Here is a 20,782-nt window from a genome sequence, read left to right as displayed (position 1 = left end):
ACAGCACAACCTATTTTAAATTATTAAGAAAGCCCTACTAAAACAATAAGGCTTTTTATATTAACTTATAGTCCGCGTACTTTTTTCTCCCAATTCCAGGCAGAATCTAATGCCTCAGCTAAAGTAAGCTCTGCTTTCCACCCTAAAATATCATTTGCCTTTGTTGTATCTGCATAAGCAGCAATTACATCTCCTTCTCTTCTGTCAACTATTTTATAGGCAAGATCGACACCCGTCACTTTTTCAAATGTTTGTATAACTTCAAGAACAGAGCTCCCCTTTCCTGTACCTAAGTTAAAAGTCTCAAAATTTGATTTATTTTTTTTATCTACTAAACGCGTTAGTGCCATTACGTGGGCTTTAGCAAGATCTACAACGTGAATATAATCTCTCACACACGTTCCATCAGCTGTTGGATAATCATTCCCAAAGACAGCCAGTTCCTTACGTAGTCCGGCTGCTGTCTGAGTAATAAAAGGAACTAAATTTTGAGGAACTCCTAGAGGCAATTCTCCTATTTCACAACTTTCGTGAGCACCTATTGGGTTAAAATAACGCAAGGCTATAGCATTGAAGTTGTGATAAACATTTGCAGTGTCCTTAATAATTTCCTCACCTATTTGCTTAGTGTTTCCGTAAGGAGATTCTGCAGGTTTTACCGGAGCTTCTTCTGTAATAGGCAATTCATCTGCTTGTCCATAAACTGTACAAGAAGAACTAAATATAAAATTAGCGCCCTCTTTTGCCGTTAACTCTTGAAGCAGATAGATTAGAGAGCTTAGATTATTTTCATAATACTCTAATGGTTTATTTACACTTTCCCCTACCGCTTTAGAAGCCGCAAAGTGAATTGCTCCAGTAATATCGTTGTGCTTCTTAAAAAACTCAGAAACTCCATTGCGATCACGTAAATCCAGTTTTACAAAAGTTGGTTTTTTAGTTGTGATTGCTTCTATACCATCAAGTACAGATTCTGATGCATTGGATAGATCATCAATAATCACTACCTCATACCCCGCATTTTGTAATTCTACCACAGTATGTGATCCTATAAAACCGAGTCCGCCTGTTACTACTATTTTCAAAATTCTGATGTGTTACTTTTAACGCTTAACTTTTCTAAAGCCTCGTCAATATTAAAATCTTTTAAAGAGTCTATTATCATATCTGGTGCGTAAGCATAATGGTTAATATGTTTAGCTTTTGAAACTCCCGATAATGTTAAAATAGTTTTGTATCCCATTTGTATAGAGCCTAGAATATCTGTATCCATAGTATCTCCTATAACAATAGTTTGATCTGTCGTAAGACCTAATTTTTTTCTGGCTGCTCGCATCATCACCGGACTCGGTTTTCCTACGGAAAAAGCTTTGCGGCCGGTAGCTTCTTCAATCATTTTTACAATAGCCTTTATACCTAGATTAGACCAACCAATTTTCATAGGTGACGGATCAAGATTTGTTGCGATTAGCTTAGCACCTCCTAAGATCATATCTACCGCTTTGTTTGCCATCTCTAGCGTAAAATTTCTCCCTTCCCCTATTACCACATAATCAGGATCTTGAGTTACTAATGAATACCCATTTTGATGTAAGCTTGAAAGTAAACCTCCCTCACCTAAAACATAAGCCGTACCATTAGGCTTAGTAAAGCCTAAAAACCAAGCTGTAGCCATTGCACTGGTATACACGTTATCTTCATTTATTTTAATCCCCATAGGGATTAATTTATTCACCACATCGATGGGGCTACGCTGACTATTGTTAGTCATAAATAAAAATGGGATACCGCGATCTTGTAATGTTTTGATAAATACATCTGCTCCGGGAATCATGTCATTACCACTGTAAATAACTCCGTCCATGTCAATTAAAAATCCTTTATCCATTAGGCTGCGTGTTTAAATGTAAAATTAACGTTTAATTTAAAATTAGTGCTCAAATTCAGTATTATAAAAGTGTGTCGCATCATAAATAAGTTCGTCTAACTTTTTATTCTCTTGCTGCACTCGGGTTTCTGTCCAATCTAAATAATTTACAAAATCTTCAACTGCAATCTCGCGGTATTGTGTTACGGTATTGATATTAAAATAAAGTCTGCCGGTGCGTCTTACAAAAAAGTCTGCAAGACTATTAGTCATTTCATAATACACACTATACCATAATTCTGCACGCAAAAGCCGGTCATTTGCATCAGCGTCTCTAAAATAATTTATCTTCTTTTTTATAAGCTCAGCCTGTTTGCCATATGTTGTTGTCAAGTACCAGCCTTTATATTCTGCATCTTCGACTCCTAGTGACTCTAATGTTTCAGTAAGATTTTTTTGATAGTTTGCTACTTCTTTAGAATTACGCATAGCGTGTGAAGTAAGTGCTATATGTTCTGTTCTTGAATCTTCAAATTTCTCGGCGTATTTTTCCTTCAGCTGCTTTAATACTGTATCATTTACACGTTGTGCCATCTTGCGATAACCGGTTAATTTTCCGCCGGCAATAGATATTAAACCACTATTGCTAATAAATGTTTCGTCTTTTCTAGAAAGTTCTGAAGGGTCTTTTTCTTCCTCATGAATAAGCGGTCTTAAGCCAGCCCAACTTGATTCTATATCAGTTTCTTGTAAAGTTATATCTGGAAAAGTGTTATTAATTGCATCGAGTAAATAATGGATATCATCTTTAGTCACAACCACTCGGTCTAGACTCCCAGAATAATTAGTATCTGTAGTTCCTACATACGTTACTTTACCTCGCGGAATTGCAAATATCATTCGCCCATCTGGCACATCAAAATATAACGATTGGTGTACGGGTAGCTTTTCCTTCGGAAATACAAGATGTACTCCTTTTGTAAGATGTAAATGTTTATTATTCATTGATTCATCTTTAATACGAAGTTTATCTACCCAAGGTCCCGTTGCAGAAACAAATGTTCTTCCCTCAATTTCAAAAGAGCTTGTGGCATTATAATCTTTGCATTTAACCGAAGTAATTTTTCCTTTGTGATCATAAACAAAATCTGTCATCTCACAATAATTAATACAAACAGCTCCAAAATCTGCAGCCTTTTTTATAAGCTCTATAGTAAGACGGGCATCATCTGTTCTATACTCTGCATAATATCCCCCACCTAGTAATGAAGATTCATCAAGCATAGGCTCACGCTTTATGGTTTCTTCTTTAGTTAGCATTCTACGTTTGTCGTTACCTTCTACATTTGCTAGTAGATCGTAAACTTTTAAACCTATTGAGGTAAGAAATTTACCGTATTGACCCCCTTCTATGAGTGGAAGCAACATTTTCTCAGGTACTACAAGATGTGGAGCCAGTTTATGAACGATTGCTCGTTCTGTACCCGATTCTTTAACAAGACCAATTTCCATTTGCTTGAGGTAGCGTAAGCCCCCGTGAACAAGCTTTGTACTTTTATTACTAGTTCCCGAAGCAAAATCATTCTTTTCAATAAGACAAACACTCATACCCCGAGTTGCTGCATCAAGAGCAATACCAGCTCCTGTAACACCACCTCCTATGACAACTACATCAAACTTTTTTGACTTGGCTTTCTTGATATATCTTTTACGATCCAATATGCTAAAACGTAACGGACTTTTCTCTTTCTCAATACTTTCTGCATATCCAGAACGTGTACGCGCAACTGCTAGATCCCAACCTTCCTTTTTGTGATTACGAAGGCGCACCTCCATTTGCGGCTCAAAAATAGTATCTACATTACGCACTGAGGCAATATCTTTTTTAGTCCAGATACCAGCTTTGATTCCTGCTAAGAAAGCTGCACCTAATGCGGTTACCTCCAGCATTACCGGTCTATCTACACGAGTATCTAATATATCTGCCTGAAACTGCATCAAATAATTATTCACGCTTGCACCACCATCTACTTTCAACTCTTTTAGCTGCTTTCCGCTATCTTCTATCATAGAATTAAGAAGATCACTTACTTGATAAGCCATGGCTTCGATAGTAGCCTTAATAAGCTCTTTTCTTCCTGTATTAAAAGATAAACCTTGAATACTTCCTTTTGCCTCACTATCCCAATACGGCGCTCCCATACCATTAAAAGTGGGTACAAAGTATAAATCTTTTAATGCTGGTATACTTTTACAGATAGCCTCTGTTTCCATTGGGTCATTAATTAACCCTACCGCATCACGTAACCATTGCACCGATGCACCGCCCACAAAAACACTACCTTCTAGCGCATATTTATTAGGTTCGTTTTCCAGTGTACAGCATAATGTGGTAATTAAACCATTTTTTGAAAAGGAAGGCTTTTTACCAATATTCAAAAGCATAAAACAGCCAGTACCATATGTACTTTTTGCCATTCCTGCTTTATAACCGCCTTGACCAAATAAAGCTGCTTGTTGATCACCGGCAACACCATAAATAGGAAGTGAATGCCCTTTATATTCTAGGCGTCCAAAGTCTGAAGAAGAAGCCTGAACTTCTGGCAACATACTACGCGGAATTTCTAATGCTTCTAGCAACTCATCATCCCAATCTAAGTTTTTGATATTAAAAAGCATTGTTCTACTTGCATTGGTATGATCTGTAAGATGCTTACCCGTAAATTTGTAGATTAACCAGCTATCAACAGTACCAAACAACAACTCACCTGCTTCTGCCCGCTCACGCACTCCTTCTACATTATCCAGTATCCATTTAATTTTTGTAGCAGAAAAATAGCTATCTATAACAAGACCTGTATTTTTCAGAATATAACGAGCGAGGTCTTGTTCCCTTAGCATTTCGCAAATAGCTTCGGTACGTTTATCCAGCCAGACTATTGCATTATAAACTGGTTCCCCTGTATTTTTATCCCAAACCAGAGTAGTTTCCCGCTGATTTGTAATTCCTACTGCTTTAATTAATTCTAATGGAATATTAGCCTCTGCAACAACTTTCTCAAATGCCTCAAACTGATCATTATATAAATCCTGAGGATCGTGCTCTACCCAACCGCTTTGCGGGTAATATTGCTTTAATTCTTTTTGGGACGTAGCTACTGCTTCTCCTTTACTATTAAATAAAATTGCACGCGTACTTGTTGTACCCTGGTCAAATGCTATTATATACGATTCAGTCATAGTAAAATTTATAGCTTAAATGATGTGAGTAAAGTTGGTTAGGCTTTAAAATTGTCGTCGGAAAATTATCGTGATTAGGCGTATCTGGAAAATGTTGTGCTTCAAGACAGAGTGCAGCAGAAGGTCCAGGGATATTCATATGTTTTCCGTGGAAATCTACCATTCCATCTGCACTATAAAATTGTAATCCAGGCTGGGAGCAATAAAGTTCCATCTTTAATTTATTATCTGAAGATGATAAAACAGCCGCTTGTTTATTTCCGGGGTTATTTAGAACAAAATTATGGTCAAAACCACCTTGCATTCGGTTTATAAATTCACTCACTTTTTTATCTTCACGAAGATCAAAGGGAGTTTCTGCAACAGGAAGCACTTCTCCCGTTGGGATGTTATCTTTATTTATTGGCAAGTAACTTTCAGCATTGATTTTTAACTGATGTCCTAGAACCGAATCGGTCAAACCCGCATCCAGATTAAAATATTCATGACGGGTGAGGTTAACGATAGTTTCTTTATCTGTCTTGGCTTCATAACGCATAACTAACGTATTATCGTTAGTAAGCTTTACAAAAAATTTAGTTTCTAATTCTCCGGGAAATCCTTCTTCTCCATCTGTACTTATATAGCTAAAAACAACTTCGTCGCCTAGATTAGTTACCTCCCACACTTTTTTACCAAACGACTCAAAACCTCCATGCAATTGATTTTTACCTTCATTTGCTGTAAGCACAATCTTTTTATTATCGAGTTCTATTTGAGCATTTGCAATACGATTAGCATTACGCCCTACTAATTGACCTATGTATGACGTATCTGCTTCATAAGATTTCAAGTCTTCAAAACCCAATACAACATCTCGTTTATTTCCAGATTTGTCTGGCACGAGCAATCGTTGTAAGATAGCGCCGTAGGATAAAAAATGAGCTTCCATACCGGCAGAATTGATTAATCGCACTTGTAAAACTACATGTCCGTCTTGTGTATTATCAAAGGGTTTAATTGAAATCAAAAGCAGTTCTATTTATAACGTTAAATATATAAAATTGTAAGGCGATTATAGGTGTGAAAGTCTAGCTGCTTAAAAGTATATTCGATTTTAATGTATTTGGGATCAATCTAATTATCCTTTAGAATGAAATAACAAAGTGGGCAATTTCACAATAGCTTGAATTATTTAAAAATGACAAAAAACTAAATGGTTAAAAACATCGTAACTTAATTGAACACACAGAACGCGCGAAGCTATATTTGCGCTTTGTTTTCTATGTGCTTGCTTGAATGAATTTATCCATTTCAATTTTTTCTATGAATCAAAAGCTCTTATTTTTGAGTATGATATTAAGCTTTGCCCTTGCTAATGGTCAAAAAAAATCAATTGATGATCTTTTAGAAATTCATAATTCCAGAAGTGTCCCATATCTTTCTGTTCAGGAACTTAAAATGAATCCTGACAATTACATCATATTAGACACTCGACTTAAAGCGGAATATGAAGTAAGTCATTTACCCAACGCCATTTGGGCAGGCACCAATTACTCTAAAGCAGATTTAACGACTTACATAAATTCAAATAAGCCTATTGTGGTTTATTGCACCGTAGGAATACGAAGTGAAGATTTTGGAGAAAAAATTATACGAAAAAACAATCAAACGGTTTTTAACTTATATGGAGGAATATTTGCGTGGAAAGATGCCGGTTATAGTTTAAAAGACTCCAAAAATAAAACCACAATGCGCATACATACTTTTTCAAAAAATTGGGAAGATTATTTGAAAACAGGCATTCCTGTTCATTAATTTTGAAGGCAATCAATTAATAAACCTTTAATGGGCTTACTAAGCAAAAAAGACACTAAGGAAACTAAAGACTTCGAAACAGAATTTCATTTCCCAACTTCAGGACAAACAGTTTTAATTTTTACACGGAATCCTGAATTAGGCAAAGTAAAAACCAGACTTGCTGCAGGTGTGGGAGATGAAGCTGCATTAGCTATATATAAATTTCTTCTTGAGCACACGGTTAGTATTACTAAAGACTTAAGCGCAGATAAACAGGTTTTTTATTCTGAAAAAATACGTTCTGAAGATCTTTGGGATGAAAGCAATTATATTAAAAAATTGCAATATGGTGTTGATCTGGGTGCGCGAATGCATAAAGCCTTTGAAAACTCATTTAAAGCCGGTTATAAGAAAGTAATTATTATAGGCAGTGATATGTATGATCTTTCTCAAAGAGATATTGACCTGGCGTTTTCTGAATTAGATCATCACGATTTTATCGTAGGACCTGCACAAGATGGCGGTTATTATTTGCTGGGAATGACCTTTTTACTACCTCAACTTTTTCAAAATAAAGAATGGGGTACAGAAACAGTTTTAGAAGATACACTTAAAGATTTAAGATCCCATTCTTTTAAACTACTTGAAGTGCGCAATGATGTTGATTACTATGAAGACATTAAAGGTATTGATGCATTTATACCATTTTTGCCAAACCATTTAAAATAATATACAGTATGAAAAAATTTATTGATGAGTCAGCTCAATTCTTAAGAAGTCGGGGTTTTGAAGCTCCAGAGATAGGTATAATTTTAGGAACCGGATTAGGACAATTTGTAGATCAGGTTGAAGTTATAAGTACTGTGAGTTATAATCACATTCCCAATTTCCCTACCGCTACTGTAGAGTTTCATACCGGTAAATTAATTTACGGTACCCTTGGCGGCAAAAAAGTAATTGTGATGCAGGGCCGTTTTCATATTTATGAGGGTTATACCTTATTTGATGTAAGTTATCCAGTACGCGTTATGAAAGAACTGGGGATTTCAAAACTTTTAATAAGTAATGCGGCAGGAGCGATTAATCTTGACTACAAGAAAGGAGAGATTATGCTTATTGATGATCACATCAATTTACAAGGTGGTTCTCCACTAGCTTTTAAAGGAGTAGAACAATTAGGCTCTCGTTTTACAGATATGAGTGCTCCTTATGATGCTACTATGAATACCATTTTAAAAGACGTAGCAAACACTAAAGGAATCACGCTGCACCAGGGGGTTTATGTAGCCGTTGTAGGGCCTCAACTTGAAACCCGCGCAGAATACCGCTATCTTAAACTTATAGGCGCAGATACGGTAGGTATGAGTACTGTACCAGAAGTTATAGTGGCAAATCACTTAAGTTTACCAGTTGTGGGTCTTTCTGTAATTACAGATGAATGCAATCCTAATGATCTGGAGCCCGTAGAAATTTCAGATATAATGGAAGCTGCTGCTTTAGCCGAACCCAATATGGTTGTATTATTTACAGAATTAATTAAACGTTTATAATTTCTAAAACCAGAACTCATAGAATATCGTAGATCTTGAGTGATTCACAATTACAGTAAATTTTGAATCACTTAAGATTTACATCCTAATATAATATTTTGTGTTATTTTAATATTCTAGATTAGTAACCTCTAATACATTAAGATTATAAAGTCAACTACAGCCATATTAATATTTGCTCGCTCTGCAAAATCTGAAGCAAAAAATAAGTCTATTAATAATGGTCTGGCTGTATTTAATGCCTTAAATAATCACACGCTTAAAGTAGCTAAAGAGTCTGGTATTCCTTACTATATATCTTCAGAAAAAAACCAATCTGGAGATGGTTTTGGAGGTAAATTTATTAATGAGATTAATAAATTATTCGCCAGAGGTTATGAAAATATAATTACTATAGGTAATGATAGTCCGCATTTAAATGCTTCACATATTCAAGAAGCAGCTAAAAGACTTATCAAATCTCCATTAGTACTCGGCCCTTCTAGAGATGGGGGTTTCTACCTAATGGGACTTCAGAAGTCTCACTTTAATGCAGAATCTTTTTTACGGCTTCCTTGGCAAACAGCCTCGTTGTCAACAAGTATTATAAGACTTTTAAATACTAAAAAAATTGAGGTTTCTCTTCTTGAGCCTCTTAATGATTTAGATTCAGAAAAAGACATTGAGGCAATCCTCAACGACACAAAATTTCTTTCTAAAGAGCTTATCCACTTACTACGATCTGCAAAGTTTTCTTCTATATCTAGGCAGACTAAACACAATCTCTTTCTAGATATATTCCTTTTTAGAACATACTACAATAAAACACATTTAACCGCTTGCTAAATGTCTTTGTATCTAAGCGATTTACTTAAACATCGTGAATCCTTAGGTTGATTATAGACATTATTAAGCCTGTTTTATAAAACGATCAAGCCTGTGCCTGAGCGTTACTAGTATTGTTATTTAAAAATGAAAAATGAAAAACCTTTACGCAGGGTGTTTATTCTTTTTGTGCTTTTTAGCTAATGCACAAACAAATGTGAGTGGCACCATCTATAATACAACAGACAACACAACAATTCCTTTTGTAAATATTGTTGTCGTAAATACCACGATAGGAACAACTTCAGACGAAAATGGAAATTTTAGTATTACTATTCCTCCGGGAAACAATCAACTCCGTTTTGCGTCAATAGGTTTTACTACGCAAACACTTAGAATTGATAAAGAAGAGCAAGCTTTACTTATATATCTCCAAGAGGCAACAACAAACTTAGATGAGGTTATTGTAACAGCTTTGGGCATTGAAAAAGAGCGACAAGCTCTGGTTTCTGCTGTTTCTACTGTAAGTGCTAATCAATTAACAACCGTTTCACAATCCAACTTAGTTAATAGTCTTGCAGGACAAGTTGCCGGGGTGCAAATTACAAATGGCTCTAGCGGAGTGGGCTCTTCATCACGCATTATAATTAGAGGAGAAAACTCTTTAAGTGGCAGTAATCAACCCTTATTTGTTGTTGATGGTGTGCCCATTAGTAATGAGCAAATCACAAGTGATCTTGTTAATAATGGTGCTCTCCAAGAAGTAGATTTTGGAAATGGAAGTTCAGAAATTAGTTCAGATGACATTGCTTCCATATCCATTTTAAAAGGAGCAGGTTCAGCCGCGCTTTATGGTGCTCGTGCAGCAAATGGTGTTGTTTTAATTACAACTAAAAGAGGAAACAGAGCCAAAGGTTTTGGAGTGAGCATAAACAGCAATTTTACGGTTGAAACACTTCTTACATTACCAGATTATCAAAATGAATATGGTGTAGGGTCTAATGGCCAGTATTCATTTGTTAATGGTGTAGGTGCAGGTATAAATGATGGCGGTATAAGTAGTTATGGCCCACGCTTAGATTCTGGACTTCTTATTCCGCAGTTTGATAGCCCTTCAGTAGATATTAACGGTAATCCTGTACGAGGTGGTGATGTACTTGCCCGTACTTTTCCAGATGGCAGCTTTACAGATATCACTGCCACTCCCTGGGTATCAAGACCAGATAATGTAAAAGATTTTTTTAGGACAGGAATTACCTATCAAAATAACATTGCAATAAGCAATACGGGAGACTCGGGTAGTGCTCGGCTTTCATACAGCAACCTCCGCAATGAAGGAATTTTACCTAATACAGATTTAAAGCGGGACGGTATCGCTGTAAGTCTTGACCAACAATTAAATGAGAAGCTTAGTCTTAATACCTTTCTAAATTATATTAATACCCGTAGTGGCAATCGCCCGAATCTGGGATATGGGTATGAGAATGTATTGTATGGTTTTAACTGGACCGGCAGGCAAACCGATATTAGTGCTCTAAAAAATTACTGGCAAGCCGGTCAGGAAGGCCGTCAGCACTATGATATCAATTATTTGTGGCTAACAAACCCTTACCTCACACTTAACGAAAACACAAACAGTTTTATTAAAAATCGGTTGCTAGGGAATGTTTCAGCTACTTATAAATTTTCAGATAAGCTAAATTTTAAAATTCGTACAGGAATAGATAATTATAATGAAGACCGGGAATTTAGGCGCGCTGTAAGTACAAATGCAAATCCATTTGGTTCGTATCGGGAGGACAATATTCGATTCACAGAAATGAATACTGATTTCTTACTTACGTTTAACGATAAAATAAATGACAGCTGGAAGTACACAATTACAGCAGGAGCAAATCGCTTTGATCAGAAAATTCATTACGCATACGCGGAAGCTTCTCAGCTGGCATTGCCATCGATTTATACATTAGCAAATTCAAGAGCACCTCTTCTGGGCAATAGTGAAAATTTTGATAAACGTATAAATAGCGTATATGGGACAGCAAATGCTTCTTACGAAAACCAACTTTATCTGGATTTCACCTATCGTAACGACTGGAGTAGTACACTTCCGGAAGAAAACAATTCTTTTGGATATTATTCTGCCGGTTTTAGTTACATAGCTTCAAACAGTTTTGAGCTTCCAGATGCGATTTCATTTCTAAAATTAAGATTTAGTGCTGCCTCCGTAGGTAATGACACAGACCCTTTTCAGAATAATCAAACTTTTTTACTGAATGGTAATTATGCTTCTAACTTTAAGGTTACTAATGAAAATGTACTTAAAAACACAAACTTAAAACCAGAAAGACTCGATGCCTATGAGGCTGGTTTAGAAGCGTGGTTTTTAAAAGGTAGAATTCAGTTTGATGCATCTGTTTATCAAAATGTGAGCAAAGACCAAATTATATCACGCCCGGTATCCAATAGTAGCGGATTTGCAAGTTTTAATGAAAATGGCGGAAAAATAAGAACGCGCGGGATCGAGTTAATGCTGAATGCTTCTCCTATTAAAACAAGTGATTTTCAATGGAATACTTCATTTAATTTTAGTGCGTTCAAAAGCGTTGTTACCGAACTTCCTCAGGGTGTAGATCAATTTGTAACTGCCACTGCAAGTGTGTTTAGTGGTAGCGGAGGCTCTAATACGGTTTTCTTTATCGCTAAAGAGAATGGCCGTGTTGGTGATATGTATGGTACCGGCTTTGTTCAAGTAGATGGTAAAACACTTTACGGTTCAAATGGATTGCCCATTCAAGATGGTACGCTGCGTTTGCTTGGTAATTATAACCCTGATTTCTCAATGGGTTTCAGTAATAATTTTAAATATAAAAACTTTGACCTTACTGTTCTTTTTGACTGGCGCCAAGGGGGCACAATCGTATCCCGCACAAAAGCATTAGGCAGCACATCTGGTGTTCTAAAAGAAACACTATTAGGTCGTGAAGGAGGTTCTGCAACTACGCAATTTGTTGATGGTAATGGTATTATTGGAGAAGGTGTTGTTAATATAGGAACCGCTGAAAATCCGCAATATGTACCTAACACTACTGCGGTATCTGCAAGTACTTTTAATAATGCATTTTATGATCGTGGAAATGAAGCAAGCTCCTTATATGACGCATCCTATCTAAAGTTGAGACAAGTAAGCATTTACTATACATTTTCTAAAGCAACAGCGACAAGCTTAGGAGTAGAAAATTTAAAGCTGGGCCTTGTAGGAAGTAACCTGTTACTTTTTACTGAAAATCCACACTTTGATCCAGAACTTAACGCCTTTCAAGAGCGTAATATAGTTTATGGGGTTGATGATTTCTCTTACCCATCAACACGCAGCTTTGGGGTGAGTTTAAAAACAAATTTTTAAGACTATTAAAATGAAAAATATACAACTACTTATAGTCACTATTATCTGCTTCAACTTTATAGGTTGTACAAATGACTTTGATGCTATTAATGATAATCCAAACGCTCCTCAAGAAGTGAGTCCAGAATTTTTGCTTACAAATGTTATAGCAACAGAACTTAATGAAAATACGTACAATCAGGGACTACGACTTAACAATTACCTAGTTCAATTTAATTCTGATGTTGAATTTGAGCGTATAGACCGTTATGAACTGGGCGGAAATAGCGGATATTGGAATTTAATTTTTGGCCTGCTTACCGATCTGGAATCTATGAAAAGTTTACCGGGTTATAACGATGCCTATGATGGTGTAGCAGAAATACTACGCAGTGTTCTTTTCTCTCAACTCACAGATATGTGGGGTGACGTTCCATACACAGAAGCATTACAATTTGCCTCGTTAAATTTCACACCTGTTTATGACACCCAAGAAAGTATTTATACAAATCAGCAAACAGGTATTTTAGCGCGCCTTGAAGCAGCAGTTGAAAAACTTCAAAATACCAGCGAGACTATTAAAGGCGATATAATGTTTGGTAACGATCTTACAAAATGGGTGCGCTTCGGAAATTCGCTTCAGGTGCGCTACCTGCTGCGTACCAGCAAGCGCAATACCAGCTTCTCTAAACTTCAAGAACTTGCCGACAGTAATATGCTTATGGAATCGAATGCAGATAATGCGGTCCTGCCCTATTTAGCCACTTCACCAAATCAGTTTCCATTATTTAGTGCATCTACAGGAATATTTCAAGGATTAAAAATGAGTAAAACTGTAGAGGACGTTCTTAAAAGTTGGGATGATCCCAGAATCGCAGTATTTTTTAATCCCACACCAGAAAGCGTAACGGCAGGCAATCCTACATTTAAGGGATTACCTAATGGTTTAAGCACCCAATCAATAAGTGAACAAGGTTTTCTACTTAATAATTTGTCTTTAATGGCAGATCGTTTTAGAGGTGTGCCTGATGGTGTAGACGCCCAATTAATGCTGTATTCTGAAATTCAATTTGCCTTGGCTGAGGCTGTCGAGCGTGGTTACATTACTGGCAATGCAGAAGTTTACTATCAAAACGGTATACGTGCTCATTTTGAATACTATGATGTTACGTTACCATCAGATTATTTTTCGCGCAGCGCAATAGCTTTAAACGGGTCAATGAATCAAAACCTGACTAAAATATTAACTCAAAAATGGTTAAGCCTTTTTATGGTGGGACACGAAGCCTGGTTTAATATTCGTCGAACAGGGATTCCTGCATTAACACCCGGACCAGATAATTTTAATGAAGACAAATATCCCGTTAGATATCTCTATCCAGAATCTGAACAAGCTGCAAATAAAGATAATTATGAAGCAGCAGCAGCACGTATAGGTGGAGACAACATCAACAGTAAAAACTGGTGGGAAAAGAACTAATATTTAAATGATTTAAATGACTAAACTTATTCAATATCTTACGCTGTTACTCCTGGCTTTATTAAGTACAAGTTGTGGGTCTGACACTAAGAGAACTACCCTGGATTTAGAAAATACAGACTGGGAAACACTCGTAGATTCTACCTCTGGCAAAACAGTAAATTTTATGATGTGGCAGGGAAGTCCTGTGATTAATGATTATATAAATAACTATGTCGTTCCTACAATAAAAGAGCGCTATGGTATTAATTTGCAAATAAGCGGCGGTCAAGGTCCAGAAATTGTACAACTGGTAATAGGAGAAAAACAGGCAGGTATAGCGCAAGGGCAGGTAGATATGGTTTGGATAAATGGAGAAACTTTCTTCCAGTTAAGGAAATTGGACGGCCTATGGGGACCATTTGTTGATAAGCTACCAAATTCAAAATATATAAATTTTGAAGATCCTTTTATAAGTGTTGATTTTCAGCAGCCAGTAAATCATATGGAATCCCCGTGGAGTATAAGCCAGTTTGCCTTGTTTACAGATACGCTGCAAGTTGCTAATCCACCAAAAAATCTAGAAGAACTTGAGCGTTTTGTTAAAGAGAATCCCGGTACTTTTACAATCTCAAATGATTTTACCGGTATGACGCTTTTAAAATCGTTTATGGCTGAATTAGGTGGAAGTCCGAAAAGTCTAGAAGGTGAGTTTGATCAGGAAAAATATGATAGACTATCTACTAAATTATGGGATTTTATAAACCGAAATAAAAAATACTTTTGGAAAAGTGGAGAAACCTTTCCCAAAGAGCAGACTAAGATGAAACAGCTTTTTGCAAATGGCGAATTAAAAATTGCTTATGGTTATGGTGAGGGCGGTATCGAAGAAAATGTACGTAGTGGTTTATTTCCAAATACTGTAAAAGGATATGCCTGGGATAATGGCACCATAAAAAACTCGAACTATTTAGGTATTTTACAAAATGCACCTCAAAAGGCAGCGGCAATGCAGGTTATAAATTTTTTAATCTCTCCTGAAGCGCAACTCAAAAAAGCGAGTCCAGAAGGTATGAACGCAAATATGGTTCTGGATATAGATCGTCTTCCAGAAGCGTATCAAAAATTACACGCAGAAACCAAAACACGTAAATATGGTCCTTCAATGGATGATCTTAAAGAACACGTAATCCAAGAACCTGCTCCAGAATATATGATTAAACTTTATGAAGATTTTAGAACGGCCGTTATTGAAAAATAAAACGAGCGCTACGGGCATTTTGCTATTTGTAGTTTTAGGAGTACTGCCTTTTGCTGCAGCATTTATCTACGCGCTACTGTATAGCTTCGGGCTTGTAGGTGTCATTAGTTCTGGGTTTACAACAGAGTTCTGGGTTTCTGTGATTAAAACAGGAAGCTTTTTTAAGTCACTCGGATATAGCGCTGCCATAGCAGGAATTGCTGTTTTCTTATCTGTGGTTATAGCATTATGGCTTACCTTAAAATTTAAGAGTGCCTTAGAAAATAAGTTTATACTTATGATGGTATATATGCCACTTGCAATCCCAGGACTTGCTACAGCATTTTTTATAATTCAATTACTGGCAAAAGGCGGATTCTTATCGCGCATAAGTTATGCATCAGGATTAATTAATGAATCTAATGAATTTCCAGATTTAGTAAATGACAACTTAGCTTTAGGAATTATTTTGGCTTTCTTAACGATGATTATACCGTTTTTTATGCTTCTGTTTCTAAATGTTTACAAAAATGAACGCGTAGAGGATTTGAGAATACTTGCATATTCATTAGGAGCTACATCACGGCAAGTTCGTAATAAAGTAGTACTTCCTATACTTTTAAAGAAAACAAGAGTCCTTATAGCCTTATATTTTATTTTCTTATTAGGATCGTATGAGGTTCCATTAATCTTAGGTCAAGAGTCTCCTCAGATGATTTCGGTATTAGTAATTCAAGAATTAAAGCAGTATGATCTGGATAAAATACCAGAAGGATATGTGGTCGCTGTTATGTACACTATAGTTGTTGCTATTGCAGCAGTATTTTTATTTCTACCACGTAAAAAAGAGCAGTATGTATAAAAATTGGCGTGCTTACGTATTACCTTTTCTCGTACTCCTTGTGCTATTCCCTTTTGCCTATTTATTGCTTTTAAGTTTATCAGGTGCGTGGTATTACCCCGATGTTTTGCCTAAGTATTTTGGATTGCGTAATTGGAGAACAATTCTCAGCTCAGAAACCGGTTTATTGCAAAGTTTTTTAATGTCAACCGGCATTTCACTTGCGGTAGCTATAGTCTCAACGCTAAGTGGATTTTTTATTAGCAAAACTGTGTATTATCATCCTCACAAACGTATTCTTAATTTGCTCGCCTATTTACCTTATATTTTAGCTCCTGTGGTTTTTGCGGCTTGCCTGAGCTATTTTTTTCTAAAATTGGGCTTGTTTGGAAATGTCACAGGTGTAATCACAGCGCAATTTTTAATCAGTTTTCCATACGCACTAATCTTTTTTAGTAGCTTTTGGAATGAACGTATAAAAAACTATGAAAATCTTGTGTCAACTTTAGGAGGTAATACCCTCGATCGTTATTTTAAGGTATTATTTCCGCTGGCCAAAGGTTTGCTGTTAGTCTGCTTTTTTCAAACCTTTTTAATCTCGTGGTTTGAGTATGGATTAACTTCAATTATTGGGGTGGGCAAAGTGCAAACGCTCACCATTAAAGTTTTTATGTTTATAAAGGAAGCCAACTATTTTTATGGTGCTCTTAGTTGCTGTCTCTTAATCTTTCCGCCGGTGGTATTGTTGTACATCAACAAAAAATATGTATTTAAAAAAATAGCTTAATGTTTTTAGAAGTAAATAATCTCAATAAAAAGTTTAATAAAGAGCACGTTGTCAAAGCGCTCTCTTTTGAGCTTGAAAAGCAAAAAACATTGAGCATTTTAGGGAAGTCTGGATGTGGGAAAACAACGATGCTTAAAATGATAAGTGGTCTTGTAAATCCAGACTCGGGAAATGTATTTCTAGACGGGAATGAAGTAACTCTATTAAAACCAGAACAGCGGAATATGGTCTATCTCTATCAAGAAGATCTCTTGTTCCCACACCTTACTATTTTTGAAAATATCGCATTTGGGCTTCGCCTAAAAAAAATCAATTCAAAAGCTATTAAAGATCAAGTAGATCAAATGGCTCATAGTCTGGAGCTGCATAATCAATTAGATAAGATGCCTCACCAACTTTCTGGTGGTCAACGACAGCGTGTATCATTTGGAAGAGCGATTATTATTAATCCCAGTGTTTTGTTGCTAGATGAGCCATTTGGAAGTCTGGACAGTGGTACGCGTCAACGTATGCAATCGCTTTTTAAGAATCTCACACAAGAGTATAAAATAACCTCCTTGTTTATAACGCACGATCTTAAAGAAGCGATTTTAATGGGAGATAAAATTGGTTTTATGCAAAATGGAAATCTTCATGTTTACGAGTCGAAACAAGATTTTCTCAATGACCCTACAACCGGGGTTAATCAAGAAATAAACTTCTGGAAAAGCTTACAAGTTGAAGCTGGTTCAGAATTAAAAAATACTATAAATGAGTAAGAAAAAAGTTTGGATAGACACAGATCTCTCTGTGGGTATGAAGCGATACCATAAAGAAGGTTATAGCGATGTAGATGATGGTTATGCCGTTCTTCAATTATTTAAAGCGGAAACTATCGAAGTAACGGGTATTAGTGCAGTCTTTGGAAATACAAAAATTGATGATGCCTATCGTCTTTCGCTTAAAATGGCTACGGAATTTGCTCCGTACAAAATCCCTGTTTATAAGGGTGCGGAAAATAAAATAGATCTTGCTGAAGTCATAACTAACGAGGCTGTAGAAGCGCTAGCTCAAGTACTACGTAAAGAACCTCAACACATTTTGGCAATTGGCCCTGCGACTAACATTGGGATTCTAATTCTTTTATATCCAGAATTAATTAAGCAGATTAAGGAAGTCGTTCTGGTGGCAGGGAGACGTGCCGGAAATGACTTTTTTAAAGTAGGAAAACCCACTTCGCATCATGCGCCAGACTTAAATTTTGATTTAGATAATGATGCGTTTAGAATACTTTTTGAAAATAATATCAAGGTTGTATTATGCCCTTTTGAAATTTCAAATAAAGTATGGATTACAGCAACTGATCTAGAAAGATTGAAAACTAATAATCCCGGTAATATCTGGCTTTCAGAACAATCACAACCTTGGCTAGAGCAATGGTTATCGAGCGGAGAAGATGGATTTAATCCTTTTGATGTACTTGCCAGTCATTATCTTATTGCCCCAGATGATTTAATTACTGAAGAGTTGCATGCTCATCTTGAGATTCATCCTAACGATATGCTCTTAGACACCCCTGAACATAACTACAAACAGTACTTAATATGCGATCATACCCCTGGCTATAAAGTAACCTATTGTTATGATGTGGTAGCCGATTATCATCAGAAATTAATGCAAAGTCTAATCAAAGATTAAATGGTAACGAATAGCCTGATGAAAAATACACGCTTGACTACAAATAAAACTTCTCTGGAATCCTATCTCAAAGCGCAGGGTTGGTTGCTTTTAAATGAGACTATAGAACACGTAGAAATTCCCGGTGCCGGCAACATGAATTTCACGCTACGAATAAAGACCCCCGATCGCAGCTTTATAATTAAGCAAAGTCGGGATTATGTGGAGAAATATCCACAAGTTGCAGCTCCCGAAGAGCGTGCTCTTAAAGAAGCTGCATTTTACACGCTTGTATCTATAGATGATACATTAAGTAAATTAATGCCTGTGCTCAACGGTGTAGATTCTGAGAATCACGTTCTCAATCTTGAAGATCTAGGGTCTAGTACAGATTACAGTTATTTGTATGAAAAAAATACGGTACTGGAAGAAGACGAACTGGAGGAGATTATTTCTTTTATCGCTCGGTTACATATTTCTATAAATACAACTACGACAACAAGCAAACTTGCAAATCTTGAAATGCGTAAGCTCAACCACGAGCACATCTATAATTATCCCTATCTCGTAGATAACGGTCTTGATTTGAATACTATTTTACCGGGACTTGCCGAAGTTGCAGCTCCATATAAAACAGACGATGTCTTAAAAGCTGAATTGCAAATTTTAGGATCTCGCTATTTAAAAGAAGGAGATACCCTTTTACACGGGGATTATTTTCCAGGAAGTTGGTTAAAAACTTCAAAAGGCTTAAAGATTATAGATCCCGAATTTTGCTTTTTTGGTGATGCAGAATTTGAACTTGGTGTTACACTTGCTCATTTAAAAATGGCAGCACAATCTGAAAAAATTATAAATAAAGCAGTTGAGTTTTATGAAGAAAAAGCCCCATTAGATAAGCAATTATGCTATAAATATATGGCGGCCGAACTCTTGAGACGTATTTTAGGCTTGGCACAATTACCGCTAACTTTATCGCTCGAGCAGCGAACCAATTTGCTAGAAGAAGCAAGATCTATTCTGGTACGTAACAATAAGTAATTAAGTAAAATTATAAATAAAATGTATTTGGTATAGCTAAGTAACTATGGTTATATAACCGCATTTGCTAAACAGCATTGATAAGTCTGTGGCTATATCAAATACACTTTAAAACTTTTATTTTCCGTTGTATCCAAAGCGACGTAGTTCACGCTCACTACTTCTCCAGTTCTTGTTGACCTTCACATATAATTCCATATGCACTTTCTTTCCGAAGAAAACCTCTAGGTCTTTACGTGCCTCAATACCTACACGTTTAAGAGCTGCACCTTTATGTCCTATAATAATTCCCTTTTGACTATCGCGCTCTACCATAATGATGCTACGCATACGTATGATATTGTCCTCTTCAAAAAACTCTTCAGTATCAATCTCTACTGAATAGGGGATTTCTTTCTTATAATGAATAAGTATTTTCTCGCGTATAATCTCATTTACAAAAAAGCGTTCTGGCTTATCTGTTAATGCATCTTTAGGATAAAACGGTGGAGATACCGGTAAAGCCTCTAGGATTCTATTAAAAACCTGAGCAACTCCAAAATTTTCTAATGCTGAAATAGCAAAAATCTCTGCATTAGGAACTTGTTCTTTCCAGTGTGTACGGCTTGCTTCTAATAATTCTTCGTTACCATTATCAATCTTATTAATAAGTAATAAAACCGGTATTTTTGAATTACGAATTTTATTGAAAAACGCTTCATCTTTTAATTCCTTCTCACCTAACTCTACCATATAAACTAACACATCAGCATCTTCAAAAGCAGACTTTACAAAATCCATCATTGATGCTTGCAGTTCATATGCAGGTTTGATTATACCTGGTGTATCACTCAAAATTGCCTGAAAATCATCCCCGTTTACAATCCCTAGAATACGATGCCTTGTAGTTTGAGCTTTTGAAGTAATAATAGATAGGCGCTCACCTACCAGCGCATTCATTAAAGTAGATTTACCCACATTAGGATTACCTATAATATTTACAAAACCTGCTTTGTGTGGTTTTTGTTCTTGAGAAGGTGTCGCTAGTGGATTGTTGCTTTGAGATTCCAAACTTTCGGTATTTGAGATTTTAAGCTACAAAGATACACTTAAAGTTTGCCTCATGAAATTTACACGCTCTATGCAGCAAAAAA

The 20,782-nt window shown here is 36.2% G+C and carries 17 protein-coding genes; 12 read left to right on the top strand and 5 right to left on the bottom strand.

Annotated features, from left to right (window positions below; all coding sequences use genetic code 11):
• Positions 1–65 precede the first annotated feature (65 nt).
• From galE to ABVM53_RS08955, 4 genes are read right to left on the bottom strand one after another with little or no spacing between them, the layout of a single operon-like run.
• Positions 66–1,085 carry a UDP-glucose 4-epimerase GalE gene (gene galE / locus ABVM53_RS08970; protein ID WP_405325281.1) on the bottom strand — a complete coding sequence of 340 codons (1,020 nt, stop codon included), beginning with the start codon at positions 1,083–1,085 and terminating at the stop codon, positions 66–68.
• Positions 1,082–1,888 (bottom strand): HAD-IIA family hydrolase, encoded by an 807-nt coding sequence (locus tag ABVM53_RS08965; RefSeq protein WP_128756444.1) that lies wholly within the window; start codon positions 1,886–1,888, stop codon positions 1,082–1,084. The genes galE and ABVM53_RS08965 overlap by 4 nt, the downstream gene beginning before the upstream one ends.
• 42 nt (positions 1,889–1,930) lie before the next feature.
• Entirely contained in the window at positions 1,931–5,107 is a 3,177-nt protein-coding gene (gene glpK, locus ABVM53_RS08960) for a glycerol kinase GlpK (protein WP_405325277.1), read from the bottom strand.
• Positions 5,100–6,116 carry an aldose epimerase family protein gene (locus tag ABVM53_RS08955; RefSeq protein WP_405325274.1) on the bottom strand — a complete coding sequence of 339 codons (1,017 nt, stop codon included), beginning with the start codon at positions 6,114–6,116 and terminating at the stop codon, positions 5,100–5,102. Before ABVM53_RS08955 ends, glpK begins: the two co-directional genes overlap by 8 nt.
• Positions 6,117–6,412: 296 nt before the next feature.
• Between ABVM53_RS08955 and ABVM53_RS08950 the strand changes: the two genes are divergently transcribed.
• From ABVM53_RS08950 to ABVM53_RS08895, 12 genes are all read left to right on the top strand, one after another.
• Positions 6,413–6,904: a rhodanese-like domain-containing protein gene (locus ABVM53_RS08950; RefSeq protein WP_405325272.1), complete on the top strand. Its 492-nt coding sequence runs from the start codon at positions 6,413–6,415 to the stop codon at positions 6,902–6,904.
• Positions 6,905–6,934: 30 nt separating this feature from the next.
• Positions 6,935–7,615: a TIGR04282 family arsenosugar biosynthesis glycosyltransferase gene (locus ABVM53_RS08945; protein ID WP_405325269.1), complete on the top strand. Its 681-nt coding sequence runs from the start codon at positions 6,935–6,937 to the stop codon at positions 7,613–7,615.
• Positions 7,616–7,623: 8 nt separating this feature from the next.
• Complete coding sequence (locus ABVM53_RS08940) at positions 7,624–8,436, top strand: purine-nucleoside phosphorylase (protein ID WP_405325267.1); 813 nt, start codon at positions 7,624–7,626, stop codon at positions 8,434–8,436.
• Between the two features lie 138 nt (positions 8,437–8,574).
• Positions 8,575–9,261 (top strand): DUF2064 domain-containing protein, encoded by a 687-nt coding sequence (locus tag ABVM53_RS08935; RefSeq protein ID WP_405330856.1) that lies wholly within the window; start codon positions 8,575–8,577, stop codon positions 9,259–9,261.
• 133 nt (positions 9,262–9,394) lie between these two features.
• Positions 9,395–12,646: a SusC/RagA family TonB-linked outer membrane protein gene (locus ABVM53_RS08930; RefSeq protein WP_405325265.1), complete on the top strand. Its 3,252-nt coding sequence runs from the start codon at positions 9,395–9,397 to the stop codon at positions 12,644–12,646.
• A gap of 10 nt (positions 12,647–12,656) precedes the next feature.
• The gene (locus ABVM53_RS08925) at positions 12,657–14,105 is read left to right on the top strand and encodes a SusD/RagB family nutrient-binding outer membrane lipoprotein (protein ID WP_405325263.1); all 1,449 of its coding nucleotides are present in this window, start codon (positions 12,657–12,659) and stop codon (positions 14,103–14,105) included.
• A 16-nt stretch (positions 14,106–14,121) separates the two neighbouring features.
• Positions 14,122–15,345, top strand: coding sequence for an ABC transporter substrate-binding protein (locus ABVM53_RS08920; protein WP_405325260.1), 1,224 nt, complete (start codon positions 14,122–14,124; stop codon positions 15,343–15,345).
• Entirely contained in the window at positions 15,335–16,186 is an 852-nt protein-coding gene (locus tag ABVM53_RS08915) for an ABC transporter permease (protein ID WP_405325257.1), read from the top strand. Before ABVM53_RS08920 ends, ABVM53_RS08915 begins: the two co-directional genes overlap by 11 nt.
• Entirely contained in the window at positions 16,179–16,952 is a 774-nt protein-coding gene (locus ABVM53_RS08910) for an ABC transporter permease (protein WP_405325254.1), read from the top strand. The genes ABVM53_RS08915 and ABVM53_RS08910 overlap by 8 nt, the downstream gene beginning before the upstream one ends.
• Positions 16,952–17,710 (top strand): ABC transporter ATP-binding protein, encoded by a 759-nt coding sequence (locus ABVM53_RS08905; protein ID WP_405325251.1) that lies wholly within the window; start codon positions 16,952–16,954, stop codon positions 17,708–17,710. Before ABVM53_RS08910 ends, ABVM53_RS08905 begins: the two co-directional genes overlap by 1 nt.
• Positions 17,703–18,629, top strand: coding sequence for a nucleoside hydrolase (locus ABVM53_RS08900; protein ID WP_405325248.1), 927 nt, complete (start codon positions 17,703–17,705; stop codon positions 18,627–18,629). The genes ABVM53_RS08905 and ABVM53_RS08900 overlap by 8 nt, the downstream gene beginning before the upstream one ends.
• Positions 18,630–18,647: 18 nt before the next feature.
• Positions 18,648–19,649: a phosphotransferase gene (locus ABVM53_RS08895; RefSeq protein ID WP_405325245.1), complete on the top strand. Its 1,002-nt coding sequence runs from the start codon at positions 18,648–18,650 to the stop codon at positions 19,647–19,649.
• 117 nt (positions 19,650–19,766) lie between these two features.
• Here ABVM53_RS08895 and era read toward each other — a convergent pair whose 3' ends face one another.
• Entirely contained in the window at positions 19,767–20,699 is a 933-nt protein-coding gene (gene era, locus ABVM53_RS08890) for a GTPase Era (RefSeq protein WP_405325242.1), read from the bottom strand.
• Positions 20,700–20,782 lie beyond the last annotated feature (83 nt).

The organism is Leeuwenhoekiella sp. LLG6367-2.1 (assembly GCF_045055775.1).
Lineage (GTDB): Bacteria > Bacteroidota > Bacteroidia > Flavobacteriales > Flavobacteriaceae > Leeuwenhoekiella > Leeuwenhoekiella aequorea.
This window is presented reverse-complemented; position numbering and strand designations above follow the sequence as displayed.